Consider the following 18,741-nt stretch of genomic DNA (forward strand, 5'->3'; position numbering starts at 1 on the left):
ATGAAAATAAAGAACATTTTAATACCTATAACTTCCCTGCTTTTGCTTTCGGCTTGTAATAAGGACTTCTTAGACCGTATGCCGCAAACCAGCGTAACGGAAGAGAACACATTCAAAACCCCATCTGATTTAGAAATCTATACAAACAGTATGTACGGAATGCTGGGGCCAAGTTATTCCGATGGCTTTACTGACAACATTGCCGGATTAAGTGGATCATCTACAACAGATAACATGGTCCGAGGAACATTAAATATCAACAATGCGTCCGGATGGGACAGCTGGGGCAACCTCAGGAGGATCAACTTCATGCTCCAGAATGTCGGCAAGACCCAGGGTGATGCCGCGGCCATCAACCATTTTATCGGAATCGCAAGATTCTACCGCGCCAACTGGTACTACAACATGGTCATCACCTATGGCGATGTCCCATGGTACGGATCGGTGCTAAAGGACAATGACGAGGAACAGATGATGAAGCCTCAGGACCCTAGGACCCTGGTCGTGGACTCGATCATGGCGGACCTGGAATTTGCAGCAGAAAATATCAAACCAGAAGGCACCAATACCCGAATCACAAAGTGGGCTGCCCTGAACCTGCTTTCCAGAATTGCCCTGTACGAAGGTTCCTACAGGAAATACCACACCTACCTGAAACTCGAAGGTACAGCGGACAGGTTCTTTACAAAATCGGCGGAAGCTGCCAAAAAGGTCATCGACGAAGGTGGATTTAGCATCAGCAGTACTGGAAAGCCTGCAGAGGACTACCGCGCTCTATTCGTAAGCACGGACATCTCTGCAAACAAGGAAATCATTTTCTACAAGAAAAACTCCCTTTCAGAGGGCGTGGGAAACAACAGCCATACCGTCTTCGACTATCAGTGGGCACTTAGCCGTGACCTCATGGAAGAATACCTGATGAAGGACGGAAGCAGGTTTACAGACCAGCCGGGATATGCTTCAAAAACAGTTCTGGACATATTCAAAGATAGAGACCCTCGCCTGGCAGAGGTCATTATGCAGCCGGGATTTAAGACCAACCCTGACCTTGACATACCGCATGTCCTTAAGCCGACTTTTGGCGGTTACCTTCAGGTCAAGTTCTATCCAAGGAACCCGAGCCAACGATTAGGTTGGGATCTGAATTATACAGACCTACCGATCATGAGGTATGCAGAGGTGCTGCTAAATTATGCCGAAGCGAAGGCAGAACTCGGAACGATCACCCAGGCGGACCTGGACCTGTCCATCGGAAAAATTAGACAGCGTGTTGGTTTACCTAGCCTACTGCTTAGTGTAGCAAATAGCAATGTTGATAATACATTGGCTGCCAAATATCCAAATGTGAAAAATAATAAAGGTATAACATTAGAGATCAGGAGGGAAAGAAGGGTTGAACTGGCTGCCGAAGGTTTCCGCTTCAATGACCTGAACCGCTGGTCGGTTGGAGAACAGTTTGCAAAGGATCCGGAGGGAATGTACGTGAATGGACTTGGTGCTATTGATGTTACCGGCGATGGACGTGTGGACATTGCGATCCTCAAGAACAAGAACGAGACTGGACCGCTGGCTGGAGTTTCAGAGGAAGACAGGAAGAGACTAGTCATGCACTACCTGGACGACAACGTCATCTATCTTTCGGAAGGGACAAAGGGACACATTAAATTCGTAAGGGACAGGAACCAGCCACGGAAATGGGAAGCGGGTCCAAAATATTACTACCGCCCTATCCCGATCCAGCAGATAGTGTTAAACCCCAACTTAAAACAACCTTTAGGATGGTAAATTTTCAAATCATAATGAATTAATACCAGGTTCCCTGATTGACTTTGCTTAATCAGGGAATTTGTTCATTTTTGTTTATAACGAGCTAAAAATGGAAGATAAAATTTCCAAAAACCAATTCAAATTTTACAATGAAATATTTAATAACCATTGGATTTCTCTTAACTATCGCACAAACATTTGGGCAAGTCAAGGGTAGAATTTATATTGATGAAAATCAAAACAATAAATTCGATAATTCAGAGAAATCAATCGAAAATGCTATTATTTCAGATGGATATCAAGTAATCAGAAGCAACAAGGCAGGTGAATATACATTTTCACCAAATGAAAATGGCCGATTTATTTTCTTGAAAGTTCCATCTGGATTTAAAACTCTAGGAAATCACTACCTAAAAATTGATGAAAAGCAACAAGCCTATGATTTCCCAATAATCGTTGATCCTAAACAAAAACAAGATGTCCTGGATTTTATTCAAATTACAGATACCGAAACAGGATTATATGGGACGTGGATAGATAACATTAAAGACTATTCGAAAAATCAAGAAATACCTTTAATAATGCATACAGGGGATATATGTTATGAAGATGGAATGAAATTTCATGCAAAACATTTAAATTCCGCACTTTTAGGCACGTCTATCAATTATGCAGTTGGAAATCACGATTTAGTTAAGGGAAAATATGGCGAGGAATTATTTGAACAACTTTTCGGTCCTACTTATTACTCTTTTGAAAAAGGTCCAGTTCATTTTGTCGTAACTCCTATGTGGGGAGGTGATTACTCTCCAAGTTATACAAAAGATCAAGTGATTCAATGGTTAAAAAAGGATCTGTCAGAAAAAGATCCTTCAAAAGCGTTGGTAATAATCAATCACGATTTCTCAATTGGGAAAGATTTCATTTTAAAAGGTAAAAATGAAGAAATAGACCTTAAAAAATATAACCTTAAAGCCTGGTTATTCGGTCATTGGCATAATAACTTCAGTTTTATAGAACCGAATAGTAAGGTTCATGTTATTTCAACCAATGCCCCCGATAAAGGAGGAATTGACCATTCTGTCGGCCAATTCTTGCATATTAAAATAAATAAAGAGGGAGTTCAGAATGTAACGCCTATTTACACAAATTTAGATGAATATGTAGAATTATCTGATCCTATTATTAAAGAAAATAATGTTGATTTTAATGTAAACATTTACGACAGTGGCAGAAAAATCAATCAAGTTAATATGTTGGCTTATGATAAGAAAGGTAATCATATAATAACCGGGGCATTTGAGGCCAAAAGTACTTGGACTTGGAGCAAAGAACTCCCTACAAAAGAAGCAAAGAAAATCGAAGAAATACTGATTGAAGTTCTTTTTCAGGATGGTTCTTCAATGATAAAAAAAGAGAAAATCAATTTAACTAATAAATCTAACCTTGAGACTATATGGTCAAGTAATATTTCAGGTGGGATCTGGAAAACTAGTCCTTTAATAAACGATGGACTACTCTATACAGCTTCATTTGATGATACAGGTTTAGGAAGGGCGCAAATCGTAGCATTAGATAGCAAAGATGGATCATTGGTTTGGTCAGCTCCTGTTAAAAATTCAATTAAACAAAAATTATACATACACAATAATTTAATTCTTGCTACGGATGTTGAGGGAACTGTATATGCCTTAGAAAATAAATCTGGAAAAACAGTGTGGACCAAAAACCTAAGGGAATTAAGTTTACCTAATTATGTGACTGGTTCTGTTTTAAAAGACGGAATTTACTATGCGGGTGCTGGCAGTTACCTAACTGCACTTAATGCAGAAACTGGGGAAGTCATCTGGAAAAATAAAGTTGAAAATGGAGGGGAGGCTATGCCTGGTGAAATATTGGTTACGGAAGATCAAGTCATTACAGGATCAAATTGGAATGCATTATTTGTACATAATCGTCAGACGGGAGACCTACTCTGGAAAAAGAACGATGATGGAGTTAGGTTTAGAAGTTCTGGCGCAACGGTAGTAGACAATAAGGTTTATATTACTGGTTTAGATGGTTTGTTTGTCTTGGACAAAAAAGATGGAAAGGTCATAATTCAAAAGAAACACAATTTGGACTTTAAAGTAATGGGGGCACCATTGATTACTTCAGATTCATTTATTACTGGAACTTCATTAAATGGTGTAGCTTCATTTGATAAAAATACATTAATGGAAAAATGGAGGTTTGACACGAGAGATGCTTTGATTTTTACTTCATCCTATTCGAACCCTAATTCTTTAAGACACGTTGGTACTGTTGAAAGTAGAGTTATTCCTATAGGTGAAAATTTAATTTTTGCTGCTTCGGATGGTTATCTATATATCATTGATCATAATGGTAAGCTTATTTCTGAGAAGAAAATTGGCGCACCAATTCTTGCTGATCCCGTTATAGCAAATGGACAAATCTATATAGCAGATTTCGCAGGAAACATTCATTGTATTAAGCTCTAATAAAATTTTAAAAGGGTTGAGATTTAATCACCTCAACCCTTTTAAATTAAATTCATTAATATTTAATATTTCAATTTCCGGGAATCAATCTTAGCAGAAACAGGATAAATATCCTCTAAACCCTCAGGTACAGATTGGTTATCTCCTGCAAATTTACTCTCCTTACCTTTTATCGTAATATTGTTTTTATGATCAATATTAACTAATGCCCAAATTGGTTCTTTATAAACAATTGTATATTTTAAAATAGGATATTGCTTGTAAAATTCTTCGTTAAAGGCAGTGCTGTTATGGTTTTCATTAACCCAATAATAGGATGAGCTATTAATTTGAACATAATGAATTCCATTGATCTCATTATGGTAATTAGAATGATGGTGACCGCTTAAAACCAAAATCACTTTTTTGAAACCTGCTTCTTTGTTGATCTGTTCAAATAAATAACGAACTTTCATACCATTCTCTATTCCATTGTTCGTATTATCAAATGCTTGGTGACAAAATATTATTGTTCTCAATTTTGTTTTCGAAAGATCCTCTTTCAACCAATCTAATTGAACATTTCCTATTTCACGTGGGTATCCTTTAACTTTCGAGTTCTCAATTTTTTCATTACCGTCCAATACCACAAAATGAAATCCATCTTTATCAAAAGAATAATACGGTGAAGGACTATTCCAAAAATTAAGTACCTGATCTTTAGTAAAACCTGAATCTGTATCATGATTTCCTAAAACATGGTATTTATCTCCAGGAAATTGATTCCATATATCCATGAGTTTTTTATTTTGTGGCTTAGGCACGCAAAAATCACCCAATTGAATAATAAAATCAGGTCTTTCGGAAATCATACTTTCAACAAATTTTTGAGCACGATCAGCTCCATCATGCATCAAATCGAAATGCAAATCCGATATTACTCCAAACCTAATCCCTTTGCTTTTATCAAACGAACCAGTATTTGCAGATAATGAATTCGGTAAAAGAAAACTACCTATACCAATTCCAGAAATTTTCAAAAAATCTTTCCTTGAAAAATTTCCTGAATTATTAGGATTATTAGCCATTCAAACTTTTAATTATTTCAATCATTTCAATAGGTTTTGAAATTAACTGATCGAATTTATAGGATTTTAATTCTTCCTCGCTATGTGTTCCATATAGAGAACCCACGGAATACAAGACATTAGCAGCTTCTGCAGATTGTAGATCTGAAGGAGTATCTCCCAAATTAATTACTTGCTTTGGATCCTCAATCAAACACTTTTTCATTGCTAGTTGAATCATATCAGGTGCAGGTCTTCCATCTTCTACATCAGAACTTGAAATAGAACAATTGATGGTATTTTCTCCGTTATTCACCAAACACATATAACCTTTATCTAATTCCTTATCCCAACCTAATTTCGAAAGAATAATATCCGTAACTTTTCTATAAAATCCAGTTGTTAAAGCAATTTTAATCCCCTGTTCTCTGCAATAATTAAAAACTTCAAGTACTCCATCATAAGGTTTTGCACCAACCTTTTCATAATGTGATTCTAAAGTACTAGTAAAATAGTCGTATGACTCTTGAACCTTTTTACTATAATCGGGATGATCCAATCCAATTTCATCTTTCCAAATGGTTTCAAAAACTAATATTTTTGACCAACCCATCATACTATTAATCTTTTCTCTTGATATTTCAAGATTAGTTGCCTTTATAGCATCATAAAAACATTTTTCCACCTCACGCTCATCTTGAACGGTTGTTCCTGCCATATCAAAAATGGCCAGCTTTACTTTACTCATTAGAGATTAAATTTTATTTGTTTTAACTTGTGTGACTAATACTGAACATAAAAGACAGATTACTGAAACCATTAAAAATAAGATTGAACTGTCTTTACTGATATCTAAGACTTTACCAAAAATAGGCTCTCCAATTGCTGCAAAAACATAAGCGAACATATTCATAACGCCCATTCCCGTTCCCACTAACTTATTACCTAATAAATCCGGGCTAAATGTCCAGAAATTCGATTGAACTCCATAGACAAAAAATCCTACTAAAAACATTAATATGGAGACCAAAATAAGATTATGAGTTTCTGTAAAATATATAACAATGGAAATAATACAGCTCAACAACATTCCAACAGCGATGGAATAATTTCTTTTACCTTTAAATACTGAATCTGATAATATCCCAAACATTAATGCCCCAATTGCCATTCCAATTGGTATAAATAGAGATATCCATAAATTACTAGTTGAAGATTTATAGTCTGTTCCAAGAAAATGGATTGGAGCCCAAAAAATCAATCCATATCTAGCCATGCTTTGAAATCCTATAGCACAACAAGCCAACATGAAATTCTTGTTCTTGAATACTTTTAAGTAAGATTCTGACCAATTTAACTTTTTCTGCTTGATTGATTCTTCGTCTTCTAATTGATAACCTTTAAGTTTTGGATGGCTATAGGCGAAAATCATAAAGATTATCAGTGCAAAAAATAAAAAAAGTACAGGATATCTAAAAAGTGATCTCCAGCTTTCTTCTTGATGCACCAATAACATAGCAAGAAAAAATGTTAATACTGAGGAAGATCCTGCAGCCATGGTATAAAATCCGAACGCCTTACCCCTTTCAGATGCTTGCCACCAATTTGATATGATTCTTCCCCCCGCTCCCCAGGCCATAGATTGGAAGTAGCCATTCAATGTCCATAAAATAAGGATAGTCCAATAAGAACTTGAAAAACTAATCGCTATATTACAAAGTACAGATAAAAAACCTCCAGTTAATATCATGAACTTTGGACTAAACCGATCTGCTAGATTACCATTAATAAATTGTCCAATGGCATATCCCAATAACATAGAAAAACTTATCCAACCGATTTGTTCAAAATTTATTCCGAGCTCAGCAGTCATCCCTTTAGTTGCCCATCCAAAATTGTGACGCCCAGTGTAGAAAAATAAGTAACAAAACATAGTAAGAAACAGCATTTTCCATTGCTCTTTCCTAATTATCGGATTTATATTTTCGTTAGTCATTTGGTTAGTCAATCTTGATTCCGGTTCTTACTGGCTTATTTTTTACTGCAAATTCAAATGCCTCCTCTATTTGATCAAAATCAAATTCCTTTTCAATTAAATGGGCAAAAGGGTATTTATTATAGTTTTCTATAATAAAATCAGTAGCTGTATTAAAATCATCGTAATTATAGTTATGCAAACCTTTAATCTGCAATAATTTACGGATAACTTGTTCTGCATCTATTTCAATCGCTCTCTGTTTGAAAACTGCACCTACGAATACAGCAACCCCATTTACACCTAAAATCTGTAAACCTGTTTCCATCGCTTCAGGAGAACCACTCATATCAATAAAACGATCAATTGGTAGGTTTAATAAACTAGAAACTATATTATCCTTCGAATTAAAAGCCAGATCTGCTCCAAATTCCTTAGCCAATTCTAGTCTGGAATAATCAGTATCCGAAACAATAATTTTCTCAGCTCCAAATTCTTTACACATAGCCACAGCTGTTAATCCCAACATGCCCATTCCAGAAATAAAAATTACTTTAGCATTAATGCTTGAACACAATCTTATTGCACCAGCAGAGGTTGCTATAGCACAGTTTATTGTTGCTGCAATAGGTAGCGGTAATTCTTTTGGAAGTATTCTGATACCTGTATCCTTTTTTAATAAGATATGACTTGCCAAACCACCATGGAAATTGTCATCCTCAGTTAGCTGACGATGACCATATTTATATAGCCCGGAATTTTTTTGTGGTGTTTCAGGATTATATCCTTCTGTCTTTGGATTACTTGCAAAAACCGTCCAAGTAATTCTATCATTTATGTGAATAGGGCTTCCTGACAAATCCAGAATTTCATTTTTTTTGTCTAATTCAATGACAGTTCCAACGATCTCATGCCCTAAGATTGTAGGATTTGCCTCCTTCCTTATCCCACAATAGGTATGAAGGTCACTACCGCAAAGACTACAGTAATCTATTTTTACTAATAATTCGAAATCCCCTACCTCAGGTAAGGATCTTTTTTCTTCCGAAAGTGTCCCTTGCTCTGAGTTAAAAACGAAATAACGTCCAATACTTTCCATACGGTTAATGACTAAAGTTATACAATACTAAACAAAGTTTATCTATACTAACTATATTTTATGTTAATTTTTTGTTATTATTTAATTTGCAGGCATAAAATCCACTAAGTACATGTACATTCTAATCTAAGAAAGTTTACCTTTGCTTGGTTTACAAATAATATTTTAATGAGATGCAAGACAATACTATATTTAAAATTAGTAGTAAAATAAAAGAAATCAGAAAGAACAAGAGCATTACCATTCAAGAGCTAGCTGATAAAGCCGGAGTAAGCAAAGGTTTAATTTCCCAAATCGAAAACAATAGAACAGTTCCCTCCCTATTAGTATTAATTAATATTATTAATTCTTTAGAAGTAGATCTTAATGAATTTTTTGAAGATTTTAAAACTAGTCAGGACCAGGGACCAATATTAGTTCTAAAAAAAGAAGATTATATAGCTTTTGAAAAAGAACATGCAATTGGATTTTTTTATAAGAGAATTCTGAGCTCTAATATTGATAATTCAACAATAGATATAGTATTATTAGAACTCGAACCAAATGCTGAACGCCCAATGGTAGAAACTGATGCATTTGAATATAAATATATTATCAGCGGTAAAGTTGATTATCAATTCGAAGACCAAATAGTAACATTAGAACAAGGTGATTCTATTTTCTTTGACGGTAAACTCTCTCATACTCCTAAAAACAAATATAAAGAGCCTTGCATTATGTTAATAGTGTACTTCTTTGATAGAAAAGCATAAACGAAATTTAATTCTCCTTGAAATAGGTCTAATAAAACGAATTGGAAAGTTTTATTAGACCTATTTTTATTATATACCCTTCTAATTTAATCTCCTGCTCAATTAAACTAAAATATATATTAGCTATATTTGTTTACATATACTTAACAAAAGTTTAGTTTTATGGTAATGTTAGAGTTTTACTTTTGGATGTCAAGCTACATCTAAATTTAAACTCATATGAAGAGCATTCAACAATTAAGAGCAACTTTTGAAAAATGTGATGATAGGATTATTACGTTGGTAATTTCTTTAGCAGCCTTTTTATGTTATACGAGTATGTATGCATTTAGAAAGTCTTTCACTGCAGCAAATTTTGACGAGATGGAACTCTTTGGAATTCATTTAAAAGTTCTTTTGGTGATTACTCAAATGCTCGGTTACATGCTAAGCAAGTTTTATGGAATTCGCTTTATTTCTGAAATGAACAATATGAGTAGAGGAAAAGTTCTAATCACATTAATATGCATTTCATGGTTTGGACTATTAGGATTCGCTATAACTCCAAGTCCTTACAATATATTTTTTATGTTAATCAATGGTTTTCCGCTAGGAATGATTTGGGGATTAGTCTTTAGCTACCTTGAGGGTAGGAAAAACACAGAATTAATGGGTGCAACAATGGCCGTTAGTCTTGTATTTGCTTCTGGCCTTGTAAAAACTACAGGCAGATGGTTAATTACTGATTTTGGAATAAACGAATATTGGATGCCCTTTTTAGTAGGATTGATTTTTTTTGTACCATTCATTCTCTGCGTTGCTATACTTGAGATTTCACCGAAAGCGAATAATGAAGACCAAAAACTGCGAAATGAGAGAATCCCAATGACTAAGGATATGCGTAAAAAATTGCTAAGGTCCTTTTTTCCAGGTATAACTTTAACTATAATCATTTACACCTTGCTAACCGTTTTAAGAGATGTTAGAGATAATTTTGAAGTGGAAATTTGGCAAATGTTACATCTTAAAGGTGCAGGGATTTTTGCAAAAGTGGATGGAACAATTACAATAATCATCCTAATCATGATCAGTTTACTTATCTATGTGAAAGACAATACAAAAGCTTTTAAGTTAATCCATTATCAAATTTTGATAGGATTTATAATTATGGGGAGCTCTACCCTTCTCTATACTAATAATACCCTAGATGGATTATCATGGATGATCCTGGTTGGATTAGGATTATATATGGCATATATACCCTATAACGCCATTTTTTTCGAGAGAATGATTGCAACATTTCGGATTAAAGGTAATATTGGTTTTATAATGTATCTCGCTGATTCTATTGGATATCTATTCAGTTTCTTAGTATTGATTAATAAAGAATTAATTCCTTCAGAAGTAAGTTGGGGAGCTTATTTTATTGATCTAGTATTATTTGTGTCTTCAGTTGGTATTTTTTTAGTGATTTTCTCTTTGAGTTACTTTATTAGAAAAGGAAAAAAATCTATCTATCCCAAAAACGATTCAACAAATTTAGATAAACAAAATACGGCTATTACAAATTTAAATTTCATAAATAACTAATAATGGACATAAAAAAAGTGGATTTAATCGTTGTTGGAGGAGGAATTTTAGGAACTTTTCACGCACTCCATGCATTAAAAAAAGGATTAAAGGTTTTACAAATTGAAAAAGACAATTTCCCTGTTGGTTCTACGGTAAGAAATTTTGGACAAGTTGTACCTTCTGGAATGGCCGATAGATGGTTTGATTATGCTGTGAAAGGACTGGAAATTTATCAAGAAATTCAATCTAAAACTGATATTGGAATAAGAAATAATGGATCAATCTACATAGCATCTGATAATGATGAGGTCCAGATCATTCATGAATTAAGTCAACATTATCAAACAAAAGCCTATGACCATGAAATATGGACCAAAGAAATGGTCTTAAAAAAATATCCAGATTTAAGATCCGATTATATCAAAGAAGCCATTGTTTTTAAACAAGAACTTAGCGCAGAACCGGAATTCATGGTTCGAAAAATCCATGAGTATTTAGCAAATCAATATCCGAATTTTAGTCTATTATATGATACAGCCATTATTGGATGCGAAGAAATTGGAGATCAGGTCATTCTACACTCTTCCAGAAATGAAAAATTTATGGCCGATCAAGTCATAATTTGCAATGGTTATGAGTTTAAAATTTTATTTAAGGAATTGTTTGATGATAGCGGTTTACAAATCAGTAAGCTTCAAATGATGAAAACCAAACCGCTGCAAAACATTAAACTGCCAGGAAACATCTTAACCGGTCTCACCATTAGAAGGTACGAGAGTTTCGAAGAATATTGCCCTTCCTTTCATACAATTCAACTTCCAGAACGTTATCAAGAACTGAAAGCTAATGGCATCCATATTCTATTCAAACAAGGAATAGATGGAAGTATAATTGTTGGTGATTCACACGAATATTCAAAAGGAAATCAGATTGATGAATTAGGTTTCTCAATCAATTCCCATATAAATCGCTTAATGATTGATGAAGCAAACAGGATTTTACCATTGTCTGAAGATTTAATCTCATCAAGTTGGGCAGGATTCTATTCTCAACATAAAAATCAAATTCTAGAAATTGATGTTACCGATAGAATTCATATTCGAACAGGAATTGGAGGGAAAGGTATGACAGCTAGTGCGGGTTATGCATTAGAAAGCATCAATAAAATTATCTAAACAAAAAGAGCCTTCAAGTAATTTGAAGGCTCTTTTTGTTTAGATGAATTAATATTTTACAGTATCGCTTTCCAAAAATGGCAACATATAATTACCGGTATCAATCTTGGAATTTGATTTTTGTGAATCAAACTTACCACCTGTTTGAAATGCATAAATATGTTGTAATGATTTAATACCTTCCAAATGGCTTAGTCCAGATTCTGTAATTTTTGTCCCTACGAGGTTCACATAATTTAATTGCTTTGCAACACCTAAACTTTCAAGTCCTTTATCGGTAATTTGAGAATATTCCAAATGCAAGCGTATTAGATTTGGCAATGAAGCTATCTTGACCAAGCTATTATCAGTAATATTTGTATGGCCTAACTTTAATTGAACAATATTATCCTTAATTTCCATTAATTCATCAATGTCCTTATCGCTAAGTTCCGGATAATTGATAGCATTGATTACGACATAATTATTATTATCAGAAATCGGCATAATTTTAATTCCCTTTGCTTGCCAAGCATTAATCTTATTTTCTGGTAATGACGGGGCTTCAGGGAGATTTGCATATAGCATTTCTACATCACCCTCATCTTCAGCACTTTCTAATTTTTTAAGTATCCCAGCAATTTCCTCAGTTTGGCTGATCTCTTTCACCTTTTTTTCGAAATCAAGACCTGAATCGATCCACCAAGCAATCAGCTTAATCTGATTTTCAGTAATTGGCGTCCTTCCTTTCGGCGGCATCCGATCTTCATGACCTTCGGGTAAAATTAATCTTGCATATAATTCACTCTTTTCTTTACTTCCTTTACTTAACAATGAACCCGAATCTCCGCCCTTCAATAAACTTTCTTGAGAATGTAAAGCAAAGCCACCTTCCTTTTTCTTTTCACCATGGCAGCTTTGACAGCGTGCTTTTAATATTGGATGAATGACTTCTTGATAAACCTGTGCTTCTTGGACATTTTCCAGAACGGCGATTTCTTCTTCCTCTGCTTTTATGCCTAAGACAGCTTTGATATTTGTTGGCACAGCATCTTTAATATACCCCTTCCCGTGTGTTAAAGTCCCACCATAATGACCAGTAAATCCAATTAATAATACAATGACCAATAACAATACAAACTTTTGTGATCGAATTTTATTAAATCTGGTTGATTTGCCATCCGTTTTGTATAACCAATAAGTAAACAAACTAAATACTGCAACTGCAATTCCCAACCATTGGTGGAAATCTAAAACATCAGTTTCATAGCCCCCATTTCTAGAAAGAAGGTAACCCGTTATTCCAGCAAATACAGCAGCAATGGAACCAAGCAATAATGAAAAACGAATGGCTTGATTATAATTCGCATTCTTATTTAATTTCTCACCTAAAGCCATCATAAATGCTAGTACCAACATTCCAATAGGCAAATGGACTAAGATTGGATGAAACCTTCCAATAAATGAACCTAACTCTTCTAAAAAAATCATAATGATTTATATCTATTCTTCAGGAGGTCCAACATATATTTATTAATTGTCCATTGGTCGGCTACAGGCTGTTGAGTAAATGGAAGCGTCGGTAAATATCCTGACGGACCAAACTCCATGCACATCGTTAATTGAGTTTTACCTTGCTTTTTATGATTTTCAACTACTTGGTCCCACCATGCTAAATGCTGATCTAATGTTGATTTCCATTCTGGAGCTGAAGGATCGTTTACCTGGGGAGCTTGAGGTTGGCCAACACGTGTATGTATATGACCTGTCCGAGACAATGCTAAATTAACGCTTTCCTTTTGGTCTGCTAATAGTGATTCATGAACAGCACACCAATGTGAAATATCCAATGCAAGGCTCAATTCAGGTATTTTTTCTAAAAAATCCTTGGTAATGTGGGCAGCAAAACTAAACCTCCCACGATGGGTTTCATGATAGATAGGAATACCAGAACTCTTACTTTTCTCAGAAGCTATTAAAATCAACTTTTTGTTCTGATCAAAACTATAATACTCTTTTCCTGTATGACAATTAATATAATCGGGCTTAACTTTAATTGCTTCATCAAGATTATTACTGAAGCTATTAAAGTATGAACCAAAATCCTGACCACCACCGCCCGAAAGCAGCCCTAATGCAAGATTATATTTTTTTAATGCGGCCAACATTTCCTCTCGAGCTTCTCCTCCCGGCAACCAAGTCTCAACACCATCATAACCAGCTTCTTTAACTCTGAAACAAAAGGTATCCCAGCTATCAGTCATGCCCCAATTTGTACAATAATATTTAATTTTTAAATCTCCTTTTGATTGTGCCATTGATATATTAATCTGGCAAATCAAAAACAATAACAAACTATAAACTAATTTCATTTTGGTTAGATAATATCTTTAATAACTATTCCCTCCACATCTGTTAATCGGAATGGACGACCTTGGAATTCGTAGGTGAATTTTTCATGATCGAAACCCAATAAATGAAGCATGGTTGCATGAACATCATGAACAGAAGAACGACCGCTTACACCTGTAAAACCTATTTCATCCGTTTCACCATAACTGATTCCATTTCGGATTCCTCCACCTGCCATCCAAATCGTATACGCATCTGTATGGTGATCACGACCTAAAAATGGCATATCATTGTTGTCGCGATTTTCTTGCATCGGCGTTCTTCCAAATTCACCACCCCATACGACAAGCGTCTCATCCAATAAACCTCTTTGCTTAAGATCCATTATTAATGCCGTCATAGGTCGATCTATTTCCCGACATTTATTTCTAAATCCCAAATCAATAGAATCTGATGGATTCGTGCCATGGCTATCCCAACCCCAATCAAACAATTGAACATATCTCACTCCTTTCTCAACTAATTTCCGTGCTAATAAACAGTTATTTGCAAACGATTCCTTTCCTGGTTCTGTACCATATAACTCATGTATATATTCTGGCTCGTTGTTGATATCCATTACTTCGGGAACAGCTACCTGCATTTTATATGCCATTTCATACTGTGCAATTCTTGATAATGTTTCAGGATCTTTGAATGTTTCAAATTCTTCCTTATTCACCGTGTTTATTGCATCAATAGCGTTACGTTTTAAGTCACGATCCATCCCTTCTGGATCTGCGATATAAAGAACCGGATCCCCTTTTGAGCGGCATTGCACACCTTGATACACAGAAGGTAAGAAACCACTGCCCCAAACACTTTTTCCTGCATCCGGCGTTTTCCCCCCAGATGTCAATACAACAAAGCCTGGAAGATTGCTATTCTCAGAGCCAAGCCCATAGGTAACCCATGATCCAATACTCGGACGTCCTAGTCTAGCACTTCCTGTTTGCATAAAAAGCTGCGCAGGACCATGATTAAATTGATCCGTATGAACCGCTTTTAAAAAGCTTACCTCATCCACAACTTTAGTAAAATGAGGAAGATGATCAGAAACCCATGCACCACTTTGACCATATTGATTGAAAGTTGCCTGAGGACCTAACATTTTAGGAACTCCACGAATAAATGCAAAGGTCTTTCCTGCCAATAATGATTCTGGACATGGTTGATTGTGTAGTTTATGTAAAGCCGGTTTATAATCAAACAGTTCCAACTGCGACGGTGCTCCTGCCATATGCAAGTATATCACGTTTTTAGCCTTACCAGCAAAATGAGGACTTCTTGGCGCTAATGGATTCAGTGAATTCAAATCAACACCCTCACCATTCGCTGAAGAACTCGGCCCAATACAATTTGCCATCATACTACCTAGTGCAATACTCCCTATTCCTGCAACACATTTCTTTAAAAAATGCCTCCGAGTTTCTGCTTGTAATTGGGTTTGGTAAGCTTCTTTAACTAACTTATCTAAGTCTTTCATCACCTTATGATTTGGTTAAAAATTCATCTAAATTTAATAATGCATTTGCAACTAAAGTGTAGGCTGCATCCGTCAATAGTTCTTTGTGATTCGATGCTTTATGGTCTTTACCCATAAATTTTTCTACCTCACCTGGTCTCTTTTCAAAATTTTCATAAGCCTGTGCGTATAATTTTTCCAACGCAACTAATTTGTCTTCGCTGGCACTTTTAAACATCGTCCTTTGATAACCCGCAGCGATACTATTCTTCAAATCTCCCTTACCCTCTTTCTTCATAATTGCAGCCAAATTTTTTGCAGCTTCAATATAAACCGGATCATTCAACGTGGTTAATGCTTGTAATGGTGTATTTGTTCGAATCCGATCCACTAAACAAACCTCTCTACTAGAAGCGTCAAAAGAAATAAAGGATGGATAAGGACTGGTTCTCTTCAGAAAGGTATAAATTCCTCTTCTAAATTGATCTTCGCCTTCACTCTTTTTCCAAGATTCACCACTATAAACGGTCATCCAAACACCATCTGGTTGCATAGGCATCACACTCGGTCCGAACATTTTAGAACTTAACAGTCCACTTACGGTTAATGCTTGATCCCTGATTTGCTCAGCTGATAATCTAAATCTAGGCCCTCTAGCATAATAATAATTCTCTGGGTCTTTCTTCGCATCCTTCGAATTCAAAGACGAACCTTGTTTATATGTTGATGATAATACTAAATCGCGAATCAAAGATTTCATGCTCCAATTCTTTTCATGCATTAAATCCAAGGCTAGATAATCCAATAGTTCCCGATGAATCGGTGGATTACTTTGAGTTCCCATATCTCCCAATGGTTCAACCAATCCTCTTCCAAAAATTTGAGCCCAAACCCTATTCACAAGCGTTCTAGCAGTTAATGGATTGTCTTTACTAACCAACCACTGCGCAAATCCTAGTCTGTTATTAGGCGCATCTTTTGGAAATGGATTTAAGGATGCTGGAACTGTAGGTTCAACGACATCGCCTAAGGCCAATCGATTTCCTCGCTCGAATACTTGAGTTTTTCTTTTCATTTCAACAGGGTTCTCAATCATGATAGGAACTGAAGCTGGATTTGTATTAACAAGTTGTAATATGCTTTTTTGAATATGTTCAGAGTTTGGAACATTATTTCCTGGAAATGGCTCTCTAAATGCTAACCACTCCACCATACAAACTGGTTGGTCCTTGCCTAAGTTTGGATTCTTAAATACTAAAAATAAATCGTGTCGACCTTGAACATCTGCAATCGGTGCTTGAATAACTTGTTTACCTTGTGTATTCGCCAAATCAATATTTGCAATTATTTCGCCTCCAATTTTATCCTTATGTATTTCTAATTTACCTCCTGTATTGCCCGTCCAATAATTTAAATAAATCAGTTTTTTACCATCTAATTGAATATCTCTCAATCTAGCATGACCACCATTCCTTACCCCTAACCATTTGGTATCATATAATGCAGCATTCTCTAATTGGTCAGAGTAATGTGCATGTATTTTGGGTTCTAAACTTTTTAAAAACAGGTCCGTTGATTTCAATAATTTTTCATTCCCATAACTGCTAAGCCAAGTTTTAATACTATCAACTTGCAGTTGTTCATGAGCATTATAAAATCTTAATCTAGGATGATCTCCCTCTGTGTCTTCATCCCTAGTATTATTGAAAAATGCAACTGATTTATAGTATTCCTCAAATTTAAATGGATCATAAGTGTGACTATGGCATTGCACACATTCAAAAGTTGTGCTTAACCAAACTTGATAAGTAGTATTGACACGATCCAAAACTGCTGCTACCCTAAATTCCTCACTGTCTGTTCCTCCCTCATCATTATTCATCGTATTACGATGAAATGCAGTGGCAATTAATTGATCTTTTGTCGGATCTGGCAAAAGATCTCCAGCCAATTGCTCAATCGTAAATTGATCATATGGCATGTCTTTATTAAAAGCTTTAATCACCCAATCCCTATACTCCCAAATCTGTCTTGAAACATCTTTTTCATATCCTTTGGTATCCGCATATCTTGCCATATCAAGCCACCAGGAAGCCCACTTTTCGCCAAACTTTGGAGAACTCAATAAACTATCTACCCGAATCTCATAAGCATCATCCCTACTATCCTCTTTAAAAGACAAAACTTCTTCTAAACTTGGTGGAACTCCAGTCAAATCCAAATAGGCCCTTCTTAATAGAGTCTCTTTATCTGCTTCTTCCGAAAAGGACAAACCCTTTTCATCGAACTTATCTTTAATAAAATAGTCAATGTTATTGCTGATTCCACTTGGATTGAAACCAAATAAAGATGCAAATGAAAATGATTTTGGAACTTCTACCTCCTCAGGTAGACGATATGCCCAGTGTTCTCCCCATTTAGCACCTTGATTAACCCATTTCCTCAAAATCTCAATTTCTTTGTCATCCAATTTTGGTGCATTATAGGGCATTCTCAATTCAGGATCCTCTTCCGTTAACCGTTGGATAAATGGACTGTGATCCGCATCCCCAGGCTTAATAGGAACTTCCCCTGACTCAGCTTTTGCAAAGGCTTCCTCTTCAAACAATAAACTGAATCCACCATTCTTCTTAACTCCTCCATGACAGGTAATGCAATGTTTATTCAGAATGGGCTTTACATCATTACTAAAGTCTACTTCTTCACTCTCATGAAAAGTAAGAAAACCGACAGCCACAATAACCGCAGCAACAGCAGAAAAAACTAATAATTTTCTTTTCATTTCAGGCTTATATTACTATTCTATTATTAGGTTCATTTTAAAGATAAGTATAATATGTCTATACATACTTATCATTTGTAAAGTTAGTTTACAAATGTTAAAACAACTAAAACTCAATTGCCAATTAATAACACTATTTTAACTATGAAAACTAAAATTTTTCGTAAATTCTTATCAATCTAGGTTAATTTAGTACTGATCTTAAATAAATAACTCCAAAATCGATTATTTATCAATTCTGATTTATTAATTAATTTT

General features: G+C 35.2%; 13 protein-coding genes. 5 read left to right on the forward strand and 8 right to left on the reverse strand.

All coding sequences use genetic code 11. The features are described 5' to 3' along the window. Together E0Y80_RS08315 and E0Y80_RS08320 are read left to right on the forward strand one after the other, a co-directional pair. Positions 1 to 1,785: a RagB/SusD family nutrient uptake outer membrane protein gene (locus tag E0Y80_RS08315; protein WP_156307202.1), complete on the forward strand. Its 1,785-nt coding sequence runs from the start codon at positions 1 to 3 to the stop codon at positions 1,783 to 1,785. A gap of 131 nt (positions 1,786 to 1,916) precedes the next feature. Continuing rightward, positions 1,917 to 4,268 (forward strand): outer membrane protein assembly factor BamB family protein, encoded by a 2,352-nt coding sequence (locus tag E0Y80_RS08320; RefSeq protein ID WP_156307203.1) that lies wholly within the window; start codon positions 1,917 to 1,919, stop codon positions 4,266 to 4,268. A gap of 62 nt (positions 4,269 to 4,330) precedes the next feature. Here the strand turns inward: E0Y80_RS08320 and E0Y80_RS08325 are convergent, their stop codons facing one another. The 4 genes from E0Y80_RS08325 to E0Y80_RS08340 are packed head-to-tail and all read right to left on the reverse strand — an operon-like array spanning position 4,331 to position 8,388. Beyond that, the gene (locus E0Y80_RS08325) at positions 4,331 to 5,335 is read right to left on the reverse strand and encodes a metallophosphoesterase family protein (protein ID WP_156307204.1); all 1,005 of its coding nucleotides are present in this window, start codon (positions 5,333 to 5,335) and stop codon (positions 4,331 to 4,333) included. After that, positions 5,328 to 6,062 (reverse strand): HAD hydrolase-like protein, encoded by a 735-nt coding sequence (locus E0Y80_RS08330; protein ID WP_156307205.1) that lies wholly within the window; start codon positions 6,060 to 6,062, stop codon positions 5,328 to 5,330. Before E0Y80_RS08330 ends, E0Y80_RS08325 begins: the two co-directional genes overlap by 8 nt. Before the next feature lie 6 nt (positions 6,063 to 6,068). Next, complete coding sequence (locus E0Y80_RS08335) at positions 6,069 to 7,310, reverse strand: MFS transporter (protein ID WP_231595998.1); 1,242 nt, start codon at positions 7,308 to 7,310, stop codon at positions 6,069 to 6,071. Between the two features lie 4 nt (positions 7,311 to 7,314). After that, the gene (locus E0Y80_RS08340; protein WP_156307206.1) at positions 7,315 to 8,388 is read right to left on the reverse strand and encodes a zinc-binding dehydrogenase; all 1,074 of its coding nucleotides are present in this window, start codon (positions 8,386 to 8,388) and stop codon (positions 7,315 to 7,317) included. Positions 8,389 to 8,561: 173 nt separating this feature from the next. Here E0Y80_RS08340 and E0Y80_RS08345 point away from each other — a divergent pair, with 173 nt between their 5' ends. The 3 genes from E0Y80_RS08345 to E0Y80_RS08355 all read left to right on the forward strand — a co-directional run bounded on the left by E0Y80_RS08345 (position 8,562) and on the right by E0Y80_RS08355 (position 11,866). Continuing rightward, a complete protein-coding gene (locus tag E0Y80_RS08345) occupies positions 8,562 to 9,140 on the forward strand; it encodes a helix-turn-helix domain-containing protein (protein ID WP_156307207.1) in 579 nt (192 codons plus the stop codon). 219 nt (positions 9,141 to 9,359) lie between these two features. Then, positions 9,360 to 10,709 (forward strand): DUF5690 family protein, encoded by a 1,350-nt coding sequence (locus E0Y80_RS08350; RefSeq protein WP_156307208.1) that lies wholly within the window; start codon positions 9,360 to 9,362, stop codon positions 10,707 to 10,709. 2 nt (positions 10,710 to 10,711) lie between these two features. Continuing rightward, positions 10,712 to 11,866: a TIGR03364 family FAD-dependent oxidoreductase gene (locus tag E0Y80_RS08355; protein WP_156307209.1), complete on the forward strand. Its 1,155-nt coding sequence runs from the start codon at positions 10,712 to 10,714 to the stop codon at positions 11,864 to 11,866. Positions 11,867 to 11,914: 48 nt separating this feature from the next. Here E0Y80_RS08355 and E0Y80_RS08360 read toward each other — a convergent pair whose 3' ends face one another. From E0Y80_RS08360 to E0Y80_RS08375, 4 genes are read right to left on the reverse strand one after another with little or no spacing between them, the layout of a single operon-like run. After that, positions 11,915 to 13,336, reverse strand: a complete 1,422-nt coding sequence (locus E0Y80_RS08360; RefSeq protein WP_156307210.1) for a DUF2231 domain-containing protein — start codon at positions 13,334 to 13,336, stop codon at positions 11,915 to 11,917. After that, positions 13,333 to 14,163 (reverse strand): sugar phosphate isomerase/epimerase family protein, encoded by an 831-nt coding sequence (locus E0Y80_RS08365; protein ID WP_231595999.1) that lies wholly within the window; start codon positions 14,161 to 14,163, stop codon positions 13,333 to 13,335. Before E0Y80_RS08365 ends, E0Y80_RS08360 begins: the two co-directional genes overlap by 4 nt. A gap of 59 nt (positions 14,164 to 14,222) precedes the next feature. Next, positions 14,223 to 15,722 (reverse strand): DUF1501 domain-containing protein, encoded by a 1,500-nt coding sequence (locus tag E0Y80_RS08370; RefSeq protein WP_156307212.1) that lies wholly within the window; start codon positions 15,720 to 15,722, stop codon positions 14,223 to 14,225. 4 nt (positions 15,723 to 15,726) lie between these two features. Beyond that, positions 15,727 to 18,483 (reverse strand): DUF1553 domain-containing protein, encoded by a 2,757-nt coding sequence (locus tag E0Y80_RS08375; protein ID WP_156307213.1) that lies wholly within the window; start codon positions 18,481 to 18,483, stop codon positions 15,727 to 15,729. Positions 18,484 to 18,741 lie beyond the last annotated feature (258 nt).

This window comes from Sphingobacterium endophyticum, from assembly GCF_009733535.1.
GTDB lineage: Bacteria > Bacteroidota > Bacteroidia > Sphingobacteriales > Sphingobacteriaceae > Sphingobacterium > Sphingobacterium endophyticum.

What these genes read in the sequence shown, in the direction of transcription:
- E0Y80_RS08365 (WP_231595999.1), bottom strand. Translation starts at nt 14,163, where the DNA reads ATGGCACAATCAAAAGGAGATTTAAAAATTAAATATTATTGTACAAAT.
- E0Y80_RS08315 (WP_156307202.1), top strand. Translation starts at nt 1, where the DNA reads ATGAAAATAAAGAACATTTTAATACCTATAACTTCCCTGCTTTTGCTT.
- E0Y80_RS08335 (WP_231595998.1), bottom strand. Translation starts at nt 7,310, where the DNA reads ATGACTAACGAAAATATAAATCCGATAATTAGGAAAGAGCAATGGAAA.
- E0Y80_RS08325 (WP_156307204.1), bottom strand. Translation starts at nt 5,335, where the DNA reads ATGGCTAATAATCCTAATAATTCAGGAAATTTTTCAAGGAAAGATTTT.
- E0Y80_RS08355 (WP_156307209.1), top strand. Translation starts at nt 10,712, where the DNA reads ATGGACATAAAAAAAGTGGATTTAATCGTTGTTGGAGGAGGAATTTTA.
- E0Y80_RS08320 (WP_156307203.1), top strand. Translation starts at nt 1,917, where the DNA reads ATGAAATATTTAATAACCATTGGATTTCTCTTAACTATCGCACAAACA.
- E0Y80_RS08375 (WP_156307213.1), bottom strand. Translation starts at nt 18,483, where the DNA reads ATGAAAAGAAAATTATTAGTTTTTTCTGCTGTTGCTGCGGTTATTGTG.
- E0Y80_RS08370 (WP_156307212.1), bottom strand. Translation starts at nt 15,722, where the DNA reads ATGAAAGACTTAGATAAGTTAGTTAAAGAAGCTTACCAAACCCAATTA.
- E0Y80_RS08340 (WP_156307206.1), bottom strand. Translation starts at nt 8,388, where the DNA reads ATGGAAAGTATTGGACGTTATTTCGTTTTTAACTCAGAGCAAGGGACA.
- E0Y80_RS08350 (WP_156307208.1), top strand. Translation starts at nt 9,360, where the DNA reads ATGAAGAGCATTCAACAATTAAGAGCAACTTTTGAAAAATGTGATGAT.
- E0Y80_RS08345 (WP_156307207.1), top strand. Translation starts at nt 8,562, where the DNA reads ATGCAAGACAATACTATATTTAAAATTAGTAGTAAAATAAAAGAAATC.
- E0Y80_RS08360 (WP_156307210.1), bottom strand. Translation starts at nt 13,336, where the DNA reads ATGATTTTTTTAGAAGAGTTAGGTTCATTTATTGGAAGGTTTCATCCA.
- E0Y80_RS08330 (WP_156307205.1), bottom strand. Translation starts at nt 6,062, where the DNA reads ATGAGTAAAGTAAAGCTGGCCATTTTTGATATGGCAGGAACAACCGTT.